This window comes from Seohaeicola zhoushanensis (assembly GCF_014656415.1).
GTDB lineage: Bacteria > Pseudomonadota > Alphaproteobacteria > Rhodobacterales > Rhodobacteraceae > Seohaeicola_A > Seohaeicola_A zhoushanensis.
The window spans coordinates 54,621-71,271 of sequence record NZ_BNCJ01000006.1; the positions used below are offsets into that span (position 1 = coordinate 54,621).

The 16,651-nt window shown below is 65.9% G+C and carries 16 protein-coding genes; 13 read left to right on the plus strand and 3 right to left on the minus strand.

Features of this window, described 5'->3' with window-relative positions; translation table 11 throughout:
- Positions 1-194 precede the first annotated feature (194 nt).
- Genes IE266_RS12635 through IE266_RS12645 form a run of 3 tightly spaced genes read left to right on the plus strand, consistent with a single transcriptional unit; the run spans position 195 to position 2,249 of the window.
- On the plus strand, positions 195-1,085 hold the full coding sequence (locus IE266_RS12635; RefSeq protein ID WP_189680460.1) for a YicC/YloC family endoribonuclease: 891 nt from the start codon (positions 195-197) through the stop codon (positions 1,083-1,085).
- Between the two features lie 4 nt (positions 1,086-1,089).
- The gene (gene gmk / locus IE266_RS12640; RefSeq protein ID WP_189680461.1) at positions 1,090-1,731 is read left to right on the plus strand and encodes a guanylate kinase; all 642 of its coding nucleotides are present in this window, start codon (positions 1,090-1,092) and stop codon (positions 1,729-1,731) included.
- Entirely contained in the window at positions 1,728-2,249 is a 522-nt protein-coding gene (locus IE266_RS12645) for a gamma carbonic anhydrase family protein (RefSeq protein ID WP_189680462.1), read from the plus strand. Before gmk ends, IE266_RS12645 begins: the two co-directional genes overlap by 4 nt.
- A 286-nt stretch (positions 2,250-2,535) precedes the next feature.
- Here the strand turns inward: IE266_RS12645 and IE266_RS12650 are convergent, their stop codons facing one another.
- Complete coding sequence (locus IE266_RS12650; protein WP_189680463.1) at positions 2,536-3,906, minus strand: class II 3-deoxy-7-phosphoheptulonate synthase; 1,371 nt, start codon at positions 3,904-3,906, stop codon at positions 2,536-2,538.
- 162 nt (positions 3,907-4,068) lie between these two features.
- Here IE266_RS12650 and IE266_RS12655 point away from each other — a divergent pair, with 162 nt between their 5' ends.
- The gene (locus tag IE266_RS12655) at positions 4,069-5,073 is read left to right on the plus strand and encodes a GlxA family transcriptional regulator (RefSeq protein WP_189680464.1); all 1,005 of its coding nucleotides are present in this window, start codon (positions 4,069-4,071) and stop codon (positions 5,071-5,073) included.
- Positions 5,074-5,077: 4 nt separating this feature from the next.
- Here IE266_RS12655 and IE266_RS12660 read toward each other — a convergent pair whose 3' ends face one another.
- Entirely contained in the window at positions 5,078-6,172 is a 1,095-nt protein-coding gene (locus tag IE266_RS12660; protein WP_189680465.1) for a PQQ-dependent sugar dehydrogenase, read from the minus strand.
- A gap of 166 nt (positions 6,173-6,338) precedes the next feature.
- Here IE266_RS12660 and IE266_RS12665 point away from each other — a divergent pair, with 166 nt between their 5' ends.
- The 7 genes from IE266_RS12665 (at position 6,339) to IE266_RS12695 (ending at position 12,921) form a co-directional block, all read left to right on the plus strand.
- The gene (locus tag IE266_RS12665) at positions 6,339-7,535 is read left to right on the plus strand and encodes an ABC transporter substrate-binding protein (RefSeq protein WP_189680466.1); all 1,197 of its coding nucleotides are present in this window, start codon (positions 6,339-6,341) and stop codon (positions 7,533-7,535) included.
- Positions 7,536-7,641: 106 nt separating this feature from the next.
- Positions 7,642-8,424 (plus strand): ABC transporter ATP-binding protein, encoded by a 783-nt coding sequence (locus IE266_RS12670; protein ID WP_189680467.1) that lies wholly within the window; start codon positions 7,642-7,644, stop codon positions 8,422-8,424.
- 106 nt (positions 8,425-8,530) lie between these two features.
- Positions 8,531-9,355: an ABC transporter ATP-binding protein gene (locus IE266_RS12675; RefSeq protein WP_189680468.1), complete on the plus strand. Its 825-nt coding sequence runs from the start codon at positions 8,531-8,533 to the stop codon at positions 9,353-9,355.
- Positions 9,356-9,357: 2 nt separating this feature from the next.
- A complete protein-coding gene (locus tag IE266_RS12680) occupies positions 9,358-9,735 on the plus strand; it encodes a hypothetical protein (RefSeq protein ID WP_189680469.1) in 378 nt (125 codons plus the stop codon).
- The gene (locus IE266_RS12685) at positions 9,736-10,746 is read left to right on the plus strand and encodes a branched-chain amino acid ABC transporter permease (RefSeq protein WP_189680470.1); all 1,011 of its coding nucleotides are present in this window, start codon (positions 9,736-9,738) and stop codon (positions 10,744-10,746) included.
- Positions 10,743-12,077 carry a branched-chain amino acid ABC transporter permease gene (locus IE266_RS12690; protein ID WP_189680471.1) on the plus strand — a complete coding sequence of 445 codons (1,335 nt, stop codon included), beginning with the start codon at positions 10,743-10,745 and terminating at the stop codon, positions 12,075-12,077. The genes IE266_RS12685 and IE266_RS12690 overlap by 4 nt, the downstream gene beginning before the upstream one ends.
- A gap of 79 nt (positions 12,078-12,156) precedes the next feature.
- On the plus strand, positions 12,157-12,921 hold the full coding sequence (locus tag IE266_RS12695; protein ID WP_189680472.1) for a helix-turn-helix transcriptional regulator: 765 nt from the start codon (positions 12,157-12,159) through the stop codon (positions 12,919-12,921).
- A gap of 70 nt (positions 12,922-12,991) precedes the next feature.
- On the opposite strand, the gene mepK is transcribed toward IE266_RS12695, so the two are convergent.
- Complete coding sequence (mepK, locus tag IE266_RS12700) at positions 12,992-13,561, minus strand: peptidoglycan L,D-endopeptidase MepK (RefSeq protein ID WP_189680473.1); 570 nt, start codon at positions 13,559-13,561, stop codon at positions 12,992-12,994.
- A gap of 359 nt (positions 13,562-13,920) precedes the next feature.
- Between mepK and IE266_RS12705 the strand changes: the two genes are divergently transcribed.
- Both IE266_RS12705 and lpxD read left to right on the plus strand, forming a co-directional pair.
- Positions 13,921-15,522, plus strand: a complete 1,602-nt coding sequence (locus IE266_RS12705; protein WP_229864083.1) for a L,D-transpeptidase family protein — start codon at positions 13,921-13,923, stop codon at positions 15,520-15,522.
- A 36-nt stretch (positions 15,523-15,558) separates the two neighbouring features.
- Entirely contained in the window at positions 15,559-16,650 is a 1,092-nt protein-coding gene (lpxD, locus tag IE266_RS12710; RefSeq protein ID WP_189680475.1) for a UDP-3-O-(3-hydroxymyristoyl)glucosamine N-acyltransferase, read from the plus strand.
- Position 16,651 lies beyond the last annotated feature (1 nt).

The window sequence follows — 16,651 nt, forward strand, 5'->3', positions numbered from 1 at the left end:
GTCACCCGCATGGAAACTTTTAGGTCATAATGGTTAGCCAAGTCTTAATATCTCACATTTGATCGTTTCCGGGCGGAAAACCTGAACAAATAGTTAACGCGCCCGGCGGCGGTGCGGGGTTGCCCTCGCAGGCCGGTTCGCATTAGGTGCGACTGTCGCGGCAGGGGCCGCAAAAGGCGGACCAAGGGGGCCAGATGATCGTTTCGATGACCGGTTTCGCATCCGGCAAGGGGGCCTTCGGCTCCTATGGCTGGACCTGGGAATTGCGCAGTGTGAACGGCAAGGGCCTGGACCTGCGCCTGCGCGTGCCGGACTGGCTCGACGGTCTCGAGAACGCGCTGCGGGCGGACCTCGGCAAGGCGCTGACCCGGGGCAATGTCACCCTGACGCTGCGCGTTGGGCGCGACGAGACGGCGGGCACGCTGGCGCTGAACACCGGCACCATGGGGGTGATCCTCGACGCGCTGCACGCGCTCGAGACCGAGGCGCTGGCGCGCGGGCTGACGCTGGCGCCGACCACGGCGGGTGAACTGCTGGGCCTGCGCGGAATGCTCGAGGCGGGCAATGGCAACGAGGACCCCGCCCCGCTGGTGGCGCGGCTGATGGCCGAGTTCCCCGGCCTGGTGCGCGACTTCGTCGCCATGCGCCGGGTCGAGGGCGCGGCGCTGTTCAACATCCTCTCGGAACAGCTGGGACAGGTCGAAGTGCTGACCGCGCGCGCCGCCGAACTGGCCGAGGCGCGCAAGGCCGCCAGCGCCGAGGCGCTGCGGGTGAACCTGGCGCGGGTGCTCGACAATTCCGGCGGCGCCGATCCCGACCGGGTGGCGCAGGAGCTGGCGCTGATCGCCGTCAAGGCCGACGTCACCGAGGAGATCGACCGCCTGGGCGCCCATGTGAAGGCGGCGCGCGCGCTGCTGGCCGAGGGCGGCGCGGTGGGGCGCAAGCTCGATTTCCTGATGCAGGAATTCAATCGCGAGGCCAATACGCTCTGCTCCAAGGCGCAGGCGAGCGACCTGACGGCGGTGGGGCTCGAGCTGAAGGCGGTGATCGACCAGATGCGCGAGCAGGTCCAGAACGTGGAGTAAGACGATGTCGGTGCGGCGCGGTCTTCTGATCATCCTCTCCAGCCCCTCGGGGGCGGGCAAGTCGACCCTGGCCTGGCGGCTCAGGGAATGGGACGCCTCGATCGCCTTCTCGGTCAGCGCGACCACCCGCGCGGCCCGGCCGGGCGAGCGCGACGGGCGCGAGTATCACTTCGTGACCGAGCCCGAGTTCAAGGCGCAGGTAAAGGCCGAGGGGATGCTGGAGCACGCCCATGTCTTCGGCAATTTCTACGGCTCGCCGCGCGCGCCGGTCGAGGCGGCCATCGCGGCGGGGCGCGACGTGCTCTTCGACATCGACTGGCAGGGCGCGCAGCAGATCCGCAACTCGGCGCTCGGCGCGCATACGCTGTCGATCTTCCTGCTGCCGCCCTCGATCGCCGAGCTGAAGCGCCGGCTCGAGGGGCGCGGCCAGGATTCGGCCGAGACCATCGCGCGGCGGATGCAGAAGAGCTGGGACGAGATCAGCCACTGGGACGGCTACGATTTCGTGCTGGTCAACGACGATCTCGACGCCACCGAGGAAAAGCTCAAGACCATCGTCACCGCGACGCGCCTGCGCCGCCTTCAGCAACCGGGGCTGACGGACCATGTCCGCGCGCTCCAGACCGAATTCGAGGAGCTGTCATGACCATCTACGCGCTGGGAAATCTCGTGCCTCAGATCCACCCCGACACCTGGGTGGCGCCGGATGCCAACCTGATCGGCCAGGTGGTGATGGAAGCGGGCTCGTCGGTCTGGTTCGGCTGCACCATCCGCGCCGACCACGAGATCATCCTGATCGGCAAGGGGTCGAACGTTCAGGAGAACTGCGTCATGCACATCGACAAGGGCTTTCCGCTGACCATCGGCGAGAATTGCACCATCGGCCACAAGGTGATGCTGCACGGTTGCACCATCGGCGACAACACGCTGGTGGGCATGGGCGCGACGATCCTGAACGGCGCCCGTATCGGCAAGAACTGCCTGATCGGCGCGGGGGCTTTGGTGACCGAGAACAAGGAGATCCCCGACAACTCGCTGGTGATGGGATCGCCGGGCAAGGTGGTGCGCCAGGTCGACGAGAAGGCGCTGCAGCGGATGATCTCGGGCACGCTGCACTACCAGGACAACATGCGCCGCTTCCGAGAAGAACTGCGGGCGGTCTGACCCTCGGGCCGCGCGCGCACGGCGCCGGCGCGGGGGAGTATTTGAGAAGAGAAGAACCAGCAGGCGCGCGCCCCTGATTTCTCTTCTTTCCAAATACCTCCGGGGGGGCCGCGCGCCCCGCGCGGCGGGGGCAGCGCCCCCGAAGACTCCCTGCCCGCCCGAGCGTCGACCTCGACCAGGGGCGCCATCGGGGCATCCCGGAAAGTCACTCAAATTTTCACCAATGAAATCAGCACCTTGGGGAGCGTCCGGGCCGGGACGCTTCCCAAGGGCCGTTTTCAGCGCCTCAGACGGCCGCGCGCGCCACCCGGTCGGCGCGCAGGTTCGACAGTTCCTCGGCGACCAGGAAGGCCAGTTCCAGCGACTGGCTGGCGTTCAGGCGCGGGTCGCAGGCGGTGTGGTAGCGGTCGCCCAGGTCCTCGTCGGTGATCGCCCGCACGCCGCCGGTGCATTCGGTCACGTCCTTGCCGGTCATCTCGAAATGCACGCCGCCCGGCACGGTTCCCTCGGCCTTGTGCACCGCGAAGAACTCCTGCACCTCGCGCAGGATCGAGTCGAAGAGCCGGGTCTTGTAGCCCGAGGCCGCCTTGACCGTGTTCCCGTGCATCGGGTCGCAGGTCCAGAGCACCTTGGCGCCTTCCTCGCGCACCGTGCGGACCAGCTTGGGCAGATGATCGCCCACCTTGCCCGCCCCGAAGCGCGCGATCAGCGTCAGCCGCCCGGCCTCGTTGTTCGGGTTCAGCTTGGCCATCAGCTTCTTGAGGTCGTCCGGCGTGGTCGAGGGCCCGCACTTCAGCCCGATCGGGTTCTGCACGCCGCGGCAGAACTCGACATGGGCGCCGTCCGGTTGCCGCGTGCGGTCGCCGATCCAGATCATGTGGCCCGAGCCCGCAACCGGCAGCCCGGTGGTCGAGTCGATGCGGCAGAGCGCCTCCTCGTATTCCAGCAGCAGCGCCTCGTGCGAGGTGTAGTAATCCACCGTGTGCAGCTCGTGGTTGGTCTCGCCGGTCAGCCCCGCGGCGGCCATGAAGTCGAGCGAATCCTGGATCCGGTTCGCCAGCTCGCGATATTTCTCGGCATCCTCGCCATCGGTGAAGCCCAGCGTCCAGGAGTGGACGCGGTGAATGTCGGCATAACCCCCGGTCGAGAAGGCGCGCAGCAGGTTCAGCGTGGCCGCGGCCTGGGTATAGGCCTGCAACATCTTCGCCGGGTTCGGGATCCGCGCCTCGGGGGTGAAGTCGAGATCGTTGATGATGTCGCCACGATAGGAGGGCAGCTCGACGCCTCCAATCACCTCGGTCGGGGCCGTGCGCGGCTTGGCGAACTGGCCGGCCATGCGGCCGATCTTCACCACCGGCACCTTGGCGCCATAGGTCAGTACCATCGCCATCTGCAGCATCACCTTGAAGGTGTCGCGGATGTTGTCGGCCGAGAATTCGGCAAAGCTCTCGGCGCAGTCACCGCCCTGCAGCACGAAGGCCTTGCCCTCTGCCGCGGCGCCGAGCGCCTTCTTCAGCTTGCGCGCCTCACCGGCGAAGACCAGCGGCGGGTATTTCGCCAGCTGCGCTTCGACCGCTCCGAGGGCTGCAGCATCGGGATAATCCGGCATCTGCACCCGCGGCTTGTTCCGCCAGTTCGTCTTCTGCCAGTCGCCCATGGCCGTGACCTCTCTCCGCTTAAGTCCACACCGCATTATACGAAACCGCCGGGCAAGTGGCCATATCCGAAATGCGACCACTTGACGTCGCTACGCCGCTTTGGGAATGCTGGCATACGCGACGCTTCATGAGAAAGCGCGCGGCGCCGGAGGTTCCGCGATATGAAAGAGCAACGCCAGGTTGCCAGGAAGGCCGAGCCCGTCACCAAGACGCGCCAGTTCATCTTTGCCCTGCTCGACAATTTCACCCTGCTGAGCTTCGCCGCCGCGCTGGAAAGCCTGCGGATTGCCAATCGCATGGCCGAGGAACAGCTCTATACCTGGCGGCTCGTCAGCGAGGACGGGCAGCCGGTGCGCTGCTCGGCCGGCGTGGTGTTCCAGGTCGACGGCGAGCTGGGCGATTACACCCGCGAGGACACGATCCTCGTCTGCGGCGGCATCGACATCCAGGATGCGAGTTCCAAGCGCCTGCTGAACTGGCTGCGCCGCGAGGCGCGCAAGGGGCTGGTGATGGGCGGGCTCTGCACCGCGGCCTTCACGCTGGCCAAGGCCGGGCTGCTCGACAGCAAGCGGGCGACCATCCACTGGGAGAACGCCGACAGCTTTGCCGAGGAGTTCGAGGAGGTGAACCTCACCAAATCGGTCTTCGTGGTCGATGGCAACCGGATGACCACGGCGGGCGGTACCTCGTCCATCGACCTGATGCTCAAGCTGATTGCGGATCACCAGGGCGAGGACCTTGCGAACCTGGTGGCCGACCAGCTGATCTATTCCTCTATCCGCACCGACCAGGACACCCAGCGCCTGTCGGTTCCGACGCGCATCGGGGTGCGCCACCCCAAGCTGAGCCAGGTCATCCAGATGATGGAGACCAATATCGAGGATCCGATCAGCCCGGCGACGCTGGCCAAGGATGTCGGCATGTCGACGCGGCAGCTGGAACGGCTGTTCCGCCGCTACCTGAACCGCTCGCCCAAGCGCTATTACATGGAGCTGCGGCTGCAGAAGGCGCGCAACCTGCTGATGCAGACCGACATGAGCGTGATCAACGTGGCACTGGCCTGCGGCTTTGCCTCGCCGAGCCACTTCTCGAAGTGCTACCGCGCGCATTACGACACCACGCCCTATCGCGAGCGCGGCACCCACGCGGCGCGGCTGTCGATCTGAGGCCCTAGCGGGGCGTCATCCGGTAGACTGCGCCCTGCCCGACCGACAGGAACCAGAGGCTTCCGTCTGGCGCCTCGATCACGTCGCGCACGCGGTCGGTTTCAGGTCCGCGCAGCTGGTCGACCTCGCGCATCGGGTCGCCCGAGATCCGGGCGATGTAGTCGAACTTGAGCGCGCCGACGAAGGTGTTGCCCTTCCACTCGGGCCAGAGCTTGCCGGAGTAGACCACCAGACCGGACGGCGCGATCGAGGGATCCCAGTAGAGCGCGGGCTGTTCCATCCCCTCCTTGCGGGTGCCCTCGCCGATTCTCGCGCCGGAATAGTCGACGCCGTAGGAGATCACCGGCCAGCCATAGTTCGCGCCCCGGATCGAGCGGTTCACCTCGTCACCGCCCTTGGCGCCATGTTCGACGGTGACGAGCCGGCCTTCGAGATCGAGCGCCGCGCCCTGGATGTTGCGGTGGCCGTAGGACCAGATTTCCGGCAGCGCGCCGGCACGGCCGATGAAGGGGTTGTCCTTGGGCACAGAGCCGTTGCGGTTGATGCGCACCACCGAACCATTGTGCGAGCCGAGGTCCTGCGCGCTGGCCGCGTCGCCGCGCTCGCCCAGGGTGACGAAGAGTGTGCCGTCGGTGGCCTCGACCACGCGGCTGCCGAAATGGCGGGTCGAGGATGTGACCGGCCTGGCGGTGAAGATGCGCCGCAGCTCGGTGAGACTGCGGCCGTCCTCCGAGAGGCGCGCCACGGCGACCGCGGTGCTGGCCCCGCCCCGTTGGGGGTGGACGTAGGAGAGGAAGAGCGCGCGGCTTTCGGCGAAATCGCGGGCCAGCGTCACGTCGAGCAGGCCGCCCTGCCCGCGCGCCACCACCTCTGGCACGCCGACGACCTTGCGGGCCTTGCCGCCGGCGAAATACCAGAGCGTGCCGCCGCGTTCGGTCACCAGGAAATCGCCGCTTGGCAGGACGTCGAGTCCCCAGGGTTCGTTCAGCCCGCTGGCCATCTGCGAAAGCTGCACCCGTTCGGCCAGCGCCCCCTCGGCCCGGAGCGCCCCGGGCAGGACGACACAGAGGATCAACGACAGTATTCCGGCCAGGCGCATGGTGTTCTCCTTCAGGCGCCTCAACTAGGCCCAGGCGCCTGCGGGGCAAGCCCCGGACACGTCCGGTTGATCCAGCGTCAGCCGGATATCGAGCCCTCTTTCCTTTTGAAACAAGCTTGCCTAGGCTCGGCTCTGAACATTTATGTTCCAACCAGGGAGTAAACTCATGAAAAAGCTGCTTATGGCCACCGCGGCGACTGCGCTGATGACCGGTTCGGCCTTCGCCGCCGCACATGGCAAGGAAGTCAAGCTGGGCGTCCTGTTCGGCTTCACCGGACCGATTGAATCGCTGACCGGTCCGATGGCTGCCGGCGCCGAGCTGGCGATGAAGGAAGTCACCGACAGCGGCCTGCTGCTGGACGGCGCCAAGGTGACCTCGATGCGCGCGGACACCGGCTGTATCGACAACGGCCTGGCCACCTCGAACGCCGAGAAGATGATCGCTGAAGGCGTGAACGGAATCATCGGCGGTGACTGCTCGGGCGTGACCGGGGCCGTGCTGCAGAACGTGGCGATTCCGAACGGGATGGTGATGATCTCGCCCTCGGCCACCTCGCCGGGCCTGTCGACCGTCGAAGACAAGGACCTGTTCTTCCGCACCGCGCCGTCGGATGCCCGTGAAGGCCAGGTGATGACCGATATCCTGATGGACCGCGGCATCAAGTCGATCGCGCTGACCTATACCAACAACGACTATGGCAAGGGCCTGGCCGACGCGATCAAGACCAACTTCGAAGCGGCGGGCGGCAAGGTCACGATCTATGCGAGCCACGAGGACGGCAAGGCCGACTACTCGGCCGAAGTCGGCGCGCTGGCGGCGGCGGGCGGCGACCTGCTGGTCGTGGCGGGCTACCTCGACCAGGGCGGCGCGGGCATCATCAAGGCGGCGCTGGACGCGGGTGCATGGGAAACCTTCGGTCTGCCGGGCGGCATGATCGGTGAGAACCTGCCCAAGACCATCGGCCCCGACCTTGACGGTTCGTTCGGCCAGATCGCGGGTTCGGCCGGCGACGGCGTGGACAAGTTTGTCGAACTGATGAAGGCGGCCAACGATTTCGACGCCACCTCGCCCTATACGCCCGAGTCCTACGACGCCGCGGCGCTGTTCATGCTGGCCATGCAGGCCGCCAATTCCACCGATCCGGCGGTCTACGGCGCCAAGATCATGGAAGTGGCCAACGCTCCGGGCGAGAAGATCCTGCCGGGTGAACTGGGCAAGGCGCTGGAGATCCTCAAGGCCGGTGGCGACATCGACTATGTCGGCGCTTCGGCAGTCGAACTGATCGGACCGGGCGAAAGCGCCGGCACCTATCGCGAGATCGAGGTCAAGGACGGCAAGAACGAAACCGTCCGGATGCGCTGAGCCGCGGGCTATCTGACCTGGGGTCTCCGAAGCCATGCTTCGGGGACCCCGCACAAAACAACTATAAGGACCGCCCGAAAGAGGGTGGCATGACAGGGGGGACGCGATGATCGACGTCCACGAGGTGCACAAGCACTTTGGCGGCTTCCATGCCGTCGACGGCGCGACTTTGTCGATTGCCGAGGGGTCCATCACCGGGCTGATCGGTCCGAACGGGGCCGGAAAGACCACGCTTTTCAACGTGATCGCCGGGGTTCTTCAACCCACATCCGGCAAGGTCACGATGGCGGGCGAGGACATAACAGGCCTGCCGCCGCATGACCTGTTCCACAAGGGGCTGCTGCGCACCTTCCAGATCGCGCATGAGTTCAGCTCGATGAGTTGCCGCGAGAACCTGATGATGGTGCCGGGCAACCAGTCGGGCGAAAAGCTGTGGAACACCTGGTTCGGCCGCAAGCGGATCGCCGAGGAGGAACGCGCGCTGCGCGCCAAGGCGGACGCGGTGCTGGATTTCCTGACCATCTCGCACCTGGCCGACCAGAAGGCGGGCGAGATCTCGGGCGGGCAGAAGAAGCTGCTGGAACTCGGGCGCACCATGATGGTCGACGCCAAGATCGTCTTCCTCGACGAGGTCGGCGCGGGGGTGAACCGGACGCTGCTCAACACCATCGGCGACGCGATCCTGCGGCTGAACAAGGAGCGCGGCTATACCTTCGTGGTCATCGAGCATGACATGGATTTCATCGAGCGGCTTTGCGACCCGGTCATCTGCATGGCCGAAGGCAAGGTGCTGGCCGAGGGCACGCTGGCCGAGATCAAGGCCAACGAGCACGTGATCGAGGCCTATCTCGGCACCGGCCTCAAGCATCGCGACAAGGTGGGCACATGAGAGTGTTTCGAATGCGCTGGCGCGCATCCGACCCGAGCGAGGGGGCTGTCCGCCCCCTCGCGCTCCCCCGAGGATATTTGGGGCAAAAGGAAAAGGGGACGCGGAGATGAGCGGCAACCCGTATCAGGACGATCGCGGCAACAAGGACTTCACGATCGCCAACCCGAAGGGCAGCGGCGAGATCGAACACCGCAGGAGCGGACAGAGCCGCGCCGCGCCGGGCGGCCCCTTCCTCATCGGCGAGGCGATGACCGGCGGCTATGGCAAGGGGCCGGACATCCTGACCGAATGCACCATCGCGGTGGACAAGGGCGAGATCGCGGTGATCGTCGGGCCGAACGGCGCGGGCAAGTCGACCGCTATGAAGGCGATCTTCGGGATGCTGAACCTGCACGGCGGCCATGTGCGGCTGGACGGCGAGGACATCACCGAGCTGTCGCCGCAGGACCGGGTGGTCAAGGGCATGGGCTTTGTGCCGCAGACCTCGAACATCTTCACCTCGATGACGGTCGAGGAGAACCTGGAGATGGGCGCCTTCATCCGCAAGGACGATTTCCGGGACACCATGGCGCAGGTCTATGACCTGTTCCCGATCCTCAAGGACAAGCGGCGCCAGCCGGCGGGCGAGCTTTCGGGCGGCCAGCGCCAGCAGGTCGCCGTGGGCCGCGCACTGATGACCAAGCCCAAGGTGCTGATGCTGGACGAACCGACCGCCGGGGTCAGCCCCATCGTGATGGACGAACTCTTCGACCGGATCATCGAGGTCTCCCGCACCGGCATCCCGATCCTGATGGTGGAGCAGAACGCGCGCCAGGCGCTGGAGATCGCCGACAAGGGCTATGTGCTGGTGCAGGGCCGGAACGCCCATACCGGCTCGGGCAAGGAGCTGCTGGCCGACGACGATGTGCGGCGGAGCTTCCTGGGGGGATGAGGATGCGTCTGCACATAATCGCGGCCCTGCTGGCGCTTGTGCCCGGCATCGCGGCCGCCGCCGAGCAATTCACCTGCTCGTTCAAGGAAGGCTGCGGCACCTTCGATTGCGGCGCCGACGCACCTTTCAACGCAACCCTCGTGCCGGGCGCGACCGGCTGGGTGCTGATGCTGAAGGACGAGACCATCGGCACTTTCACCGAGTTCGACAGTTCGGAGGCCGCGCGGCATTTCGTGTCGAGCGACATCGACCCCGACGCCGGGGCGGCCGGGCTGCTGTCGATCTTCAAGAATGGCACCGCCTTCCTGTCGCTGCATGGCGACTTCATGACTCCCTCGGCCCAGACCCATAGCGGCCAATGCACTCTGGAGGTCAGCTGAATGGACCCATTGAACGCCCTCATCGCGGTGTCGAACTACGTGCTGATCCCCGGTATCGCCTATGGCAGCCAGCTGGCGCTTGGCGCGCTGGGGGTGACGCTGATCTACGGCATCCTGCGGTTTTCCAACTTCGCCCATGGCGATACGATGGCCTTTGGCGCGATGGTGACGATCCTGGTGACCTGGTGGATGCAGGGCCACGGCATCCACCTTGGCGTGCTGCCGACCGCCCTGCTCGCCCTGCCCTTCGGGATCTTGGGCACCATGGCGCTCCTGCTGGCGACCGACCGGGTGGTCTATCGCTTTTACCGGGAACAGAAGGCCAAACCGGTGATCATGGTGATCGTGAGCCTTGGCGTCATGTTCATCATGAACGGTATCGTGCGCTTCATCATCGGGGTCGATGACCAGCAGTTCGCCGATGGCGAACGCTTCATCATCTCGGCGCGCGACTTCAAGGCCTGGACGGGCCTGGAGGAAGGGCTGTCGATCCGCACCTCGCAGGGGATCACCTTCATCGCCACCATCGTCTCGGTGGCGCTGCTGTTCTGGTTCCTCAACAAGACGCGCACCGGCAAGTCGATGCGGGCCTATTCCGACAACGAGGACCTGGCGCTGCTCTCGGGCATCAACCCCGAGCGGGTGGTGATGATCACCTGGCTGATCGTTGCGGCGCTCTGCACCGTGGCGGGGGTGCTTTACGGCCTGGACAAGACCTTCAAGCCCTTCACCTACTTCCAGCTGCTGCTGCCGATCTTTGCTGCGGCCATCGTCGGCGGCCTTGGCAATCCGCTCGGCGCCATCGCGGGGGGCTTTGTCATCGCCTTCTCGGAGGTGGCGGTGACCTATGCCTGGAAGAAGGTGCTGGGCTATCTCGCACCCGGCGGATGGGAGCCCGAGGGCCTCGTCCAGCTGATCAGCACGGACTACAAGTTCGCGGTCTCCTTCGCGATCCTGCTCATCGTGCTGCTGTTCAAGCCCACCGGCCTGTTCAAGGGGAAATCGGTATGAACGACACCGTCAAGAACATCGGCCTGTTCGCCATCGTCGCCGCGCTGATCGCGCTGGTGGGCGTGCAGCAGGGCTGGAATTCGGCGCTGGTCATCATGAACATGGGCATGATCTCGGCGATCATGGCCATCGGGGTGAACCTGCAATGGGGCTTTGCCGGGCTGTTCAACGTCGGGATCATGGGATTCGTGGCGCTGGGCGGTCTGGCGGCGGTTCTGGTCGGTTTGCCGCCGGTGAAGGAAGCCTGGTCGGCCGGGGGGCTTGGCATCCTCGCCGGTCTGGCGCTGGGCGCGGCGACGATCATCGGCGCGGTGCTGGTGATGAAGCGGATGCCCAGGGGCATGGTGCGCAACCTCGTCGTCACTGTCGTGCTGGTCGCGGGGTTCTTCATCTTCCGCGCGGTACTCGACCCGGCGGTGCTGGCGGTCGAGGCTGTGAACCCGGCGCTGCAGGGCAACCTGGGCGGGATCAATCCGGGCGGCGAGAACTACAAGGACTTCGGCCTCATCATGATCCTGGCCTGGATCTTTGGCGGGGTGCTGGCGGCGGGTGCGGCCTGGCTGATCGGCAAGACGGCGCTGGGGCTGCGGTCGGACTACCTGGCCATCGCGACGCTGGGCATCGCCGAGATCATCATTGCCGTGCTGAAGAACGAGGATTGGCTGAGCCGGGGCGTGAAGAACGTCGTCGGCATTCCGCGCCCGGTGCCCTACGAGATCGACCTGCAGGCCGATCCGTCCTTTGTCGCGCGGGCGGCATCCTGGGGGTTCGATCCGGTGGAAGGGTCGACCATCTATGTCAAGCTGCTCTACTTCTTCATGTTCCTCGTGGTGCTGCTGCTTCTTCTGTGGATGGCGCAGATGGCGCTGAAGAGCCCCTGGGGCCGCATGGTGCGCGCCATACGCGACAACGAGGTCGCGGCCGAGGCCATGGGCAAGGACGTCACCCGGCGGCATCTGCAGATCTTCGTGCTGGGCTCGGCCATCTGCGGGCTGGCCGGAGCGATGATGACCACGGTCGATAGCCAGCTGACGCCGGGCACCTACCAGCCGCTGCGGTTCACCTTCCTGATCTGGGTGATGGTGATCGTCGGCGGATCGGGCAACAACTTCGGCGCGGTTCTGGGCGGATTCCTGATCTGGTATCTCTGGGTGCAGGTCGAACCCTGGGGCATCGCGCTGATGCAGTTCGTCACCTCGGGCTTCCCCGAGGGCTATTGGCTGAAGGACCACCTGATGGCGAGCGCCGCCCATATGCGGCTCTTTACCATGGGGCTGGTGCTGCTGCTGGTGCTGAGGTTCAGCCCGAGGGGCCTGATACCCGAGAAGTGAAAAGGGCAAGGCCGGCGGCGCTTGCGCGCGGCCGGCTTTGCCGGCAGTCTTGGCCCGGTAGATAGATCCGGGTATTTTCATGATCGACGTGCAGGCAAGGCCCGCGCTCAACCGCGTCATCGCCGACATTATCGGCGCCGCCACCATCCCCGCAGTCTGGGATATCTTTGCCGACGCCCTTACCGCCTACGGTTTCGACAACATCATGTATGGCGCGACCCGGTTCCCGGTGCGCGGCATTATCGGCGATCTGCGCGATGCGTTGATCCTGCATCGCGGGCCGGCAGCCTATGCCGATATCTACCTCGGCGAAGAGCTCTACCTGCACTCGCCGACCTATGAGTGGGCCGAGCACAACCGCGGCTTCACCAGCTGGGCCGAAGCGATCCGCCAGCACGGGCGGGCACCGACGGCGCAGCAGATGCGCATCGCGCAGTTGAACGCGCAGTTCGGCTTCATGGTGGGCTTTGTCGGCAGCCTGAACGACGTGGTGCCGGGCATGAAGGGGGTGATCGGATTCAGCCCCTCGGCGCCGATGTCCCAGGCCGAGGCCGATGCGCTCTGGGCCGAGGTCGGCGCGGATGTCGAGACGCTGTGCAACCTGATGCACCTGCGGGTGGGCACCCTGCCCCGCACCGGCCTGCTGCGCCCGCTCACCACCCGCCAGCGCGAGGCGCTGGAGTGGTATTCGCAAGGCAAGACCACGCAGGACATCGCCACCATCCTGGGGCTGTCGATCGCGACGGTGGAAAAGCACCTGCGGATGGCGCGGGATTCGCTGGATGCGCAGACCACGGCCCATGCGGTGAAGAAGGCCGCCCTGCTGAACCTGCTGACCGCCTGAAACGAAAAAGGCCCGGCTGATGCCGGGCCCTGCAAGGGGAGCGCGCCGCGGGACAGCGGCGCGGGGTGGTTCAGGCGCCCCAGGTGCGGACGACGCCGCAATCCATGTGGACGAAATTCGAACGGGAATATTTGCCGACACCGCCGGCGTTGCAGGCGTGGGCCGCCTTGAAGACCTGGCTCACCGAGCGCGACGCCAGCCGCAGATCGGCCGCCTGGCCCTGCATGTGAAGCGAGTTCTTGGCCACACCGCGCGAGCGCGAACGCAGCATGGCGTTGGTCTCGGGGCAGCGATAGCCGGAAAGGAGCATGTAGGGTTCGTTGACATCGAGCAGGTTGTGGGCTGCGGCCATGATGTCAACTGTGCGGGGGTCTATGGTCTTGGTCTTGTCGGTGCGCCAGTCGCGCATGAAGTGGGTGATCTCGGTCAGCGATTCCTTGATGTAGTCGCCGTCCACCCAGTAGACCATGTCGATCCGTTCGCCGGTGCGCCCGGAATACATCCGGATCTTGCGAACGTCCCCGCCACCGCGGAGAAAGCCTGCTGCTTTGGAGAAGGTCGGTGCCGCCGATACCGCGGTCGCCGCGAAAACGCCCAACAGGGCACGCCGGGAGAATCCCGGTAGCTGTTTGTCTGTCATGTGCTGCGCTGTCCCGTACGCTGTAGTCCTGCCCAAGCGCGATGTTACGCGCCAGTTCCGTCATCTCCCCAGATGCACCGGCTTTATGGCACGGCAGGATTCCTTCGCCAACAACGGATTCGGTCGACTTTTACACAGGGCCAAATTTCGGCAAATTCTTGCGCATGTGAACAAATCTGCCACAGTGTGGCCGAAAGATCGGCACAGTCCGGGCCGCGCCGCAACAAAGACCGGGAAAGGCGCGTTCTAGCATAACTGTGAATGGACTTTCCGTATGGATTTCCTGACTTTCTGGGGGAAAGACATGTGGTATAGACCGCATACCGGATTAAGAGGGCGCTCAAGCTATGTTCGCAAAAATGCGTTGGACCACCACCCAGGCCTGTGCCGCGATTGCACTGATGGCACTGACCTCGGGGCTGCCTGCCACGCCGGCAAAGGCACAGGTGACCGCGTATAAACAGGCGGTTGCCGAGGTCGCGTCGCAGGATGACGAGGTTGCAGCCTTCTATCGCCAGACGAATTACGCGCCGCTCTGGACCGGCGAAGGCCCCGAGTTCACCGCGCGCCGCGCCGCGCTGATGGCGGCGCTGGCCGATGTCACGGTGCATGGGCTGCCGGCCTCTCGCTATGATGCGGCCGGGCTGATGGCCAAGATGCAGGCGGCCCGTACCACCCGTGACCTGGGCATGGTCGAAGTGGCCCTGTCGCTGGCCTTCGTGCATTACGCCCATGACATCAGCTCGGGCATCCTGACGCCGGGCAAGATCGACGCCGGGATCCTGCGCGAAGTGCCGCGCCGTGACGGGGTCGACCTGCTCAAGGGGCTCGCGACCAACGCGCCCACCGCCTATCTCGCCAGCCTCGCGCCGCATAACCCGGAATATCGCGAGCTGATGAAGGAGAAGATCCGCTACGAGCGCCTGATCGCCGCTGGCGGCTGGGGTCCGACGGTGCCTGCCAAGGCACTGAAACCCGGCGAGAGCGGCGAGGCCGTGGTGGCCCTGCGCAACCGGCTGATCGCAATGGGCTATATGGAACGCAGCGTGTCGCGCGATTACGATGCCGCCCTGGAAGAAGGCATCCGCACCTTCCAGCACGCGCATGGTCTGAACGAGGATGGCGTCGCCGGCCCCGGCACCGTGGAAGAGATCAACATCTCGGCCGACGACCGGCTGAAGTCGATCATCGTCGCGCTTGAGCGCGAGCGCTGGATGAACATCCCGCGCGGCAAGCGGCACATCCTGGTGAACCAGACCGATTTCACCGCCAAGATCATCGACGACGGCCGGGTGACCTTCCAGACCCGCTCGGTCATCGGCATGAACCAGGGCGACCGGCGCAGCCCGGAGTTCTCGGACGAGATGGAGCACATGATCGTGAACCCGAGCTGGCACGTGCCGCGCTCGATCATCGTCAAGGAATACCTGCCGCAGCTGCAGGCCAACCCGAACGCGGCGCGGCACCTGATCATCACCGACAGCCGCGGCCGCCGGGTCGACCGCGAGACGATGGACTTCACCCAGTTCAGCACGCGCAACTTCCCCTTCGACATGCGCCAGGCGCCGGGCGATGCGAATGCGCTTGGCAAGGTGAAGTTCATGTTCCCGAACTCGAACAACATCTACCTGCATGACACCCCGGCGAAGAACCTCTTCGCCCGCGAGGTGCGCGCCTACTCGCATGGCTGCATCCGCCTGGCCGATCCGTTCGACTTTGCCTATGCGTTGCTCTCGGCGCAGACGGATGATCCGCAAGGCGTGTTCCAGGCCGCCCTGCGCTCGGGCCGCGAGACCAAGATCGACCTGGTGGAGCACGTTCCGGTGCACCTGATCTATCGCACCGCGCAGGTCGACGCCCGCGGCAAGGCCGAGTTCCGCCGCGACGTCTATGGCCGTGACGGCAAGATCTGGGACGCGCTGCAACGCGCCGGGGTGGCGCTGCCCTCGGTTCAGGGCTAAGTCTGCGGCCCAGAGCGCAAGCAAGGGGCCGCACCCATGACCCATAGCATCAAGGCCATCGCCGCAGCCATCGGCGCCGAGGCGGTTGGCGATCTCGGCCTGACCATCAGCCGGGCTTCCGAGCCGGCGGATGCCGGGCCGGACGATCTCGCCATGGCGATGGCGCCGAAGTTCCAGGCAGATATTCCAAAGGGCCGCGCGCGGGCCGCGCTGCTGGCGCCGGGGGCCGACTGGCAGGCGCTGGGGCTGCGCGCCGCGATCCTCGCGCCGCGCGGGCGGCTGGCGATGGCGGGCGTGACCGCCCTGCTTGACCCCGGCCAGCATTTCGCGCCGGGCATCCATGCTTCGGCGGTGATCGACCCGACGGCCGAGATCGGTGATGGCGTTTCCATCGGCCCGCTGGCGGTGATCGGCGCGCGTGCGCGGATTGGTGCGGGGTCGGTGATCGGCCCGCATTGCGTGATCGGGGCCGATGTGGCCCTTGGCCCCGGTGCCTTCCTGCGCGAGTTGGTCAGCATCGGCGCCCGCGCCACCATCGGCGCGCGCTTCATCGCGCAGCCGGGCGTGCGCATCGGCGGCGACGGGTTCTCCTTCGTCACCCCCGAGGTCTCGGGTGTCGAGATGGCCCGCGCGACGCTTGGCGACCAGGGCGAGACCAAGGCCCAGGCCTGGCTGCGCATCCATTCGCTGGGCTCGGTCACCATCGGCGACGATGTCGAGATCGGCGCCAACAGTACCGTCGACAACGGCACCATCCGCGACACCTTCATCGGCTCGGGCACCAAGATCGACAGCCTGGTCCAGGTCGGCCACAACGTGCGCGTCGGGACCGACTGCCTGCTTTGCGCCCAGGCCGGGGTGGCCGGGTCGTCGGAGATCGGCAACAACGTCGTCCTGGGCGGCCAGACCGGGGTTGGCGACAACCTGATCGTCGGCGACCGGGTGATCGCGGCGGGGGGCACCAAGATCCTCTCGAACGTCCCGGAGGGGCGCGTGATGATGGGTTATCCGGCGGTAAAGATGGACGCCTTTACAGAGGCTTACAAGGCGATCCGAAGGTTGCCGCGCCTGGCCCGCGACATCTCGGCGCTGAAAAAGGCAGTTTTCAAAGACGAGCCGACCGAGTAAG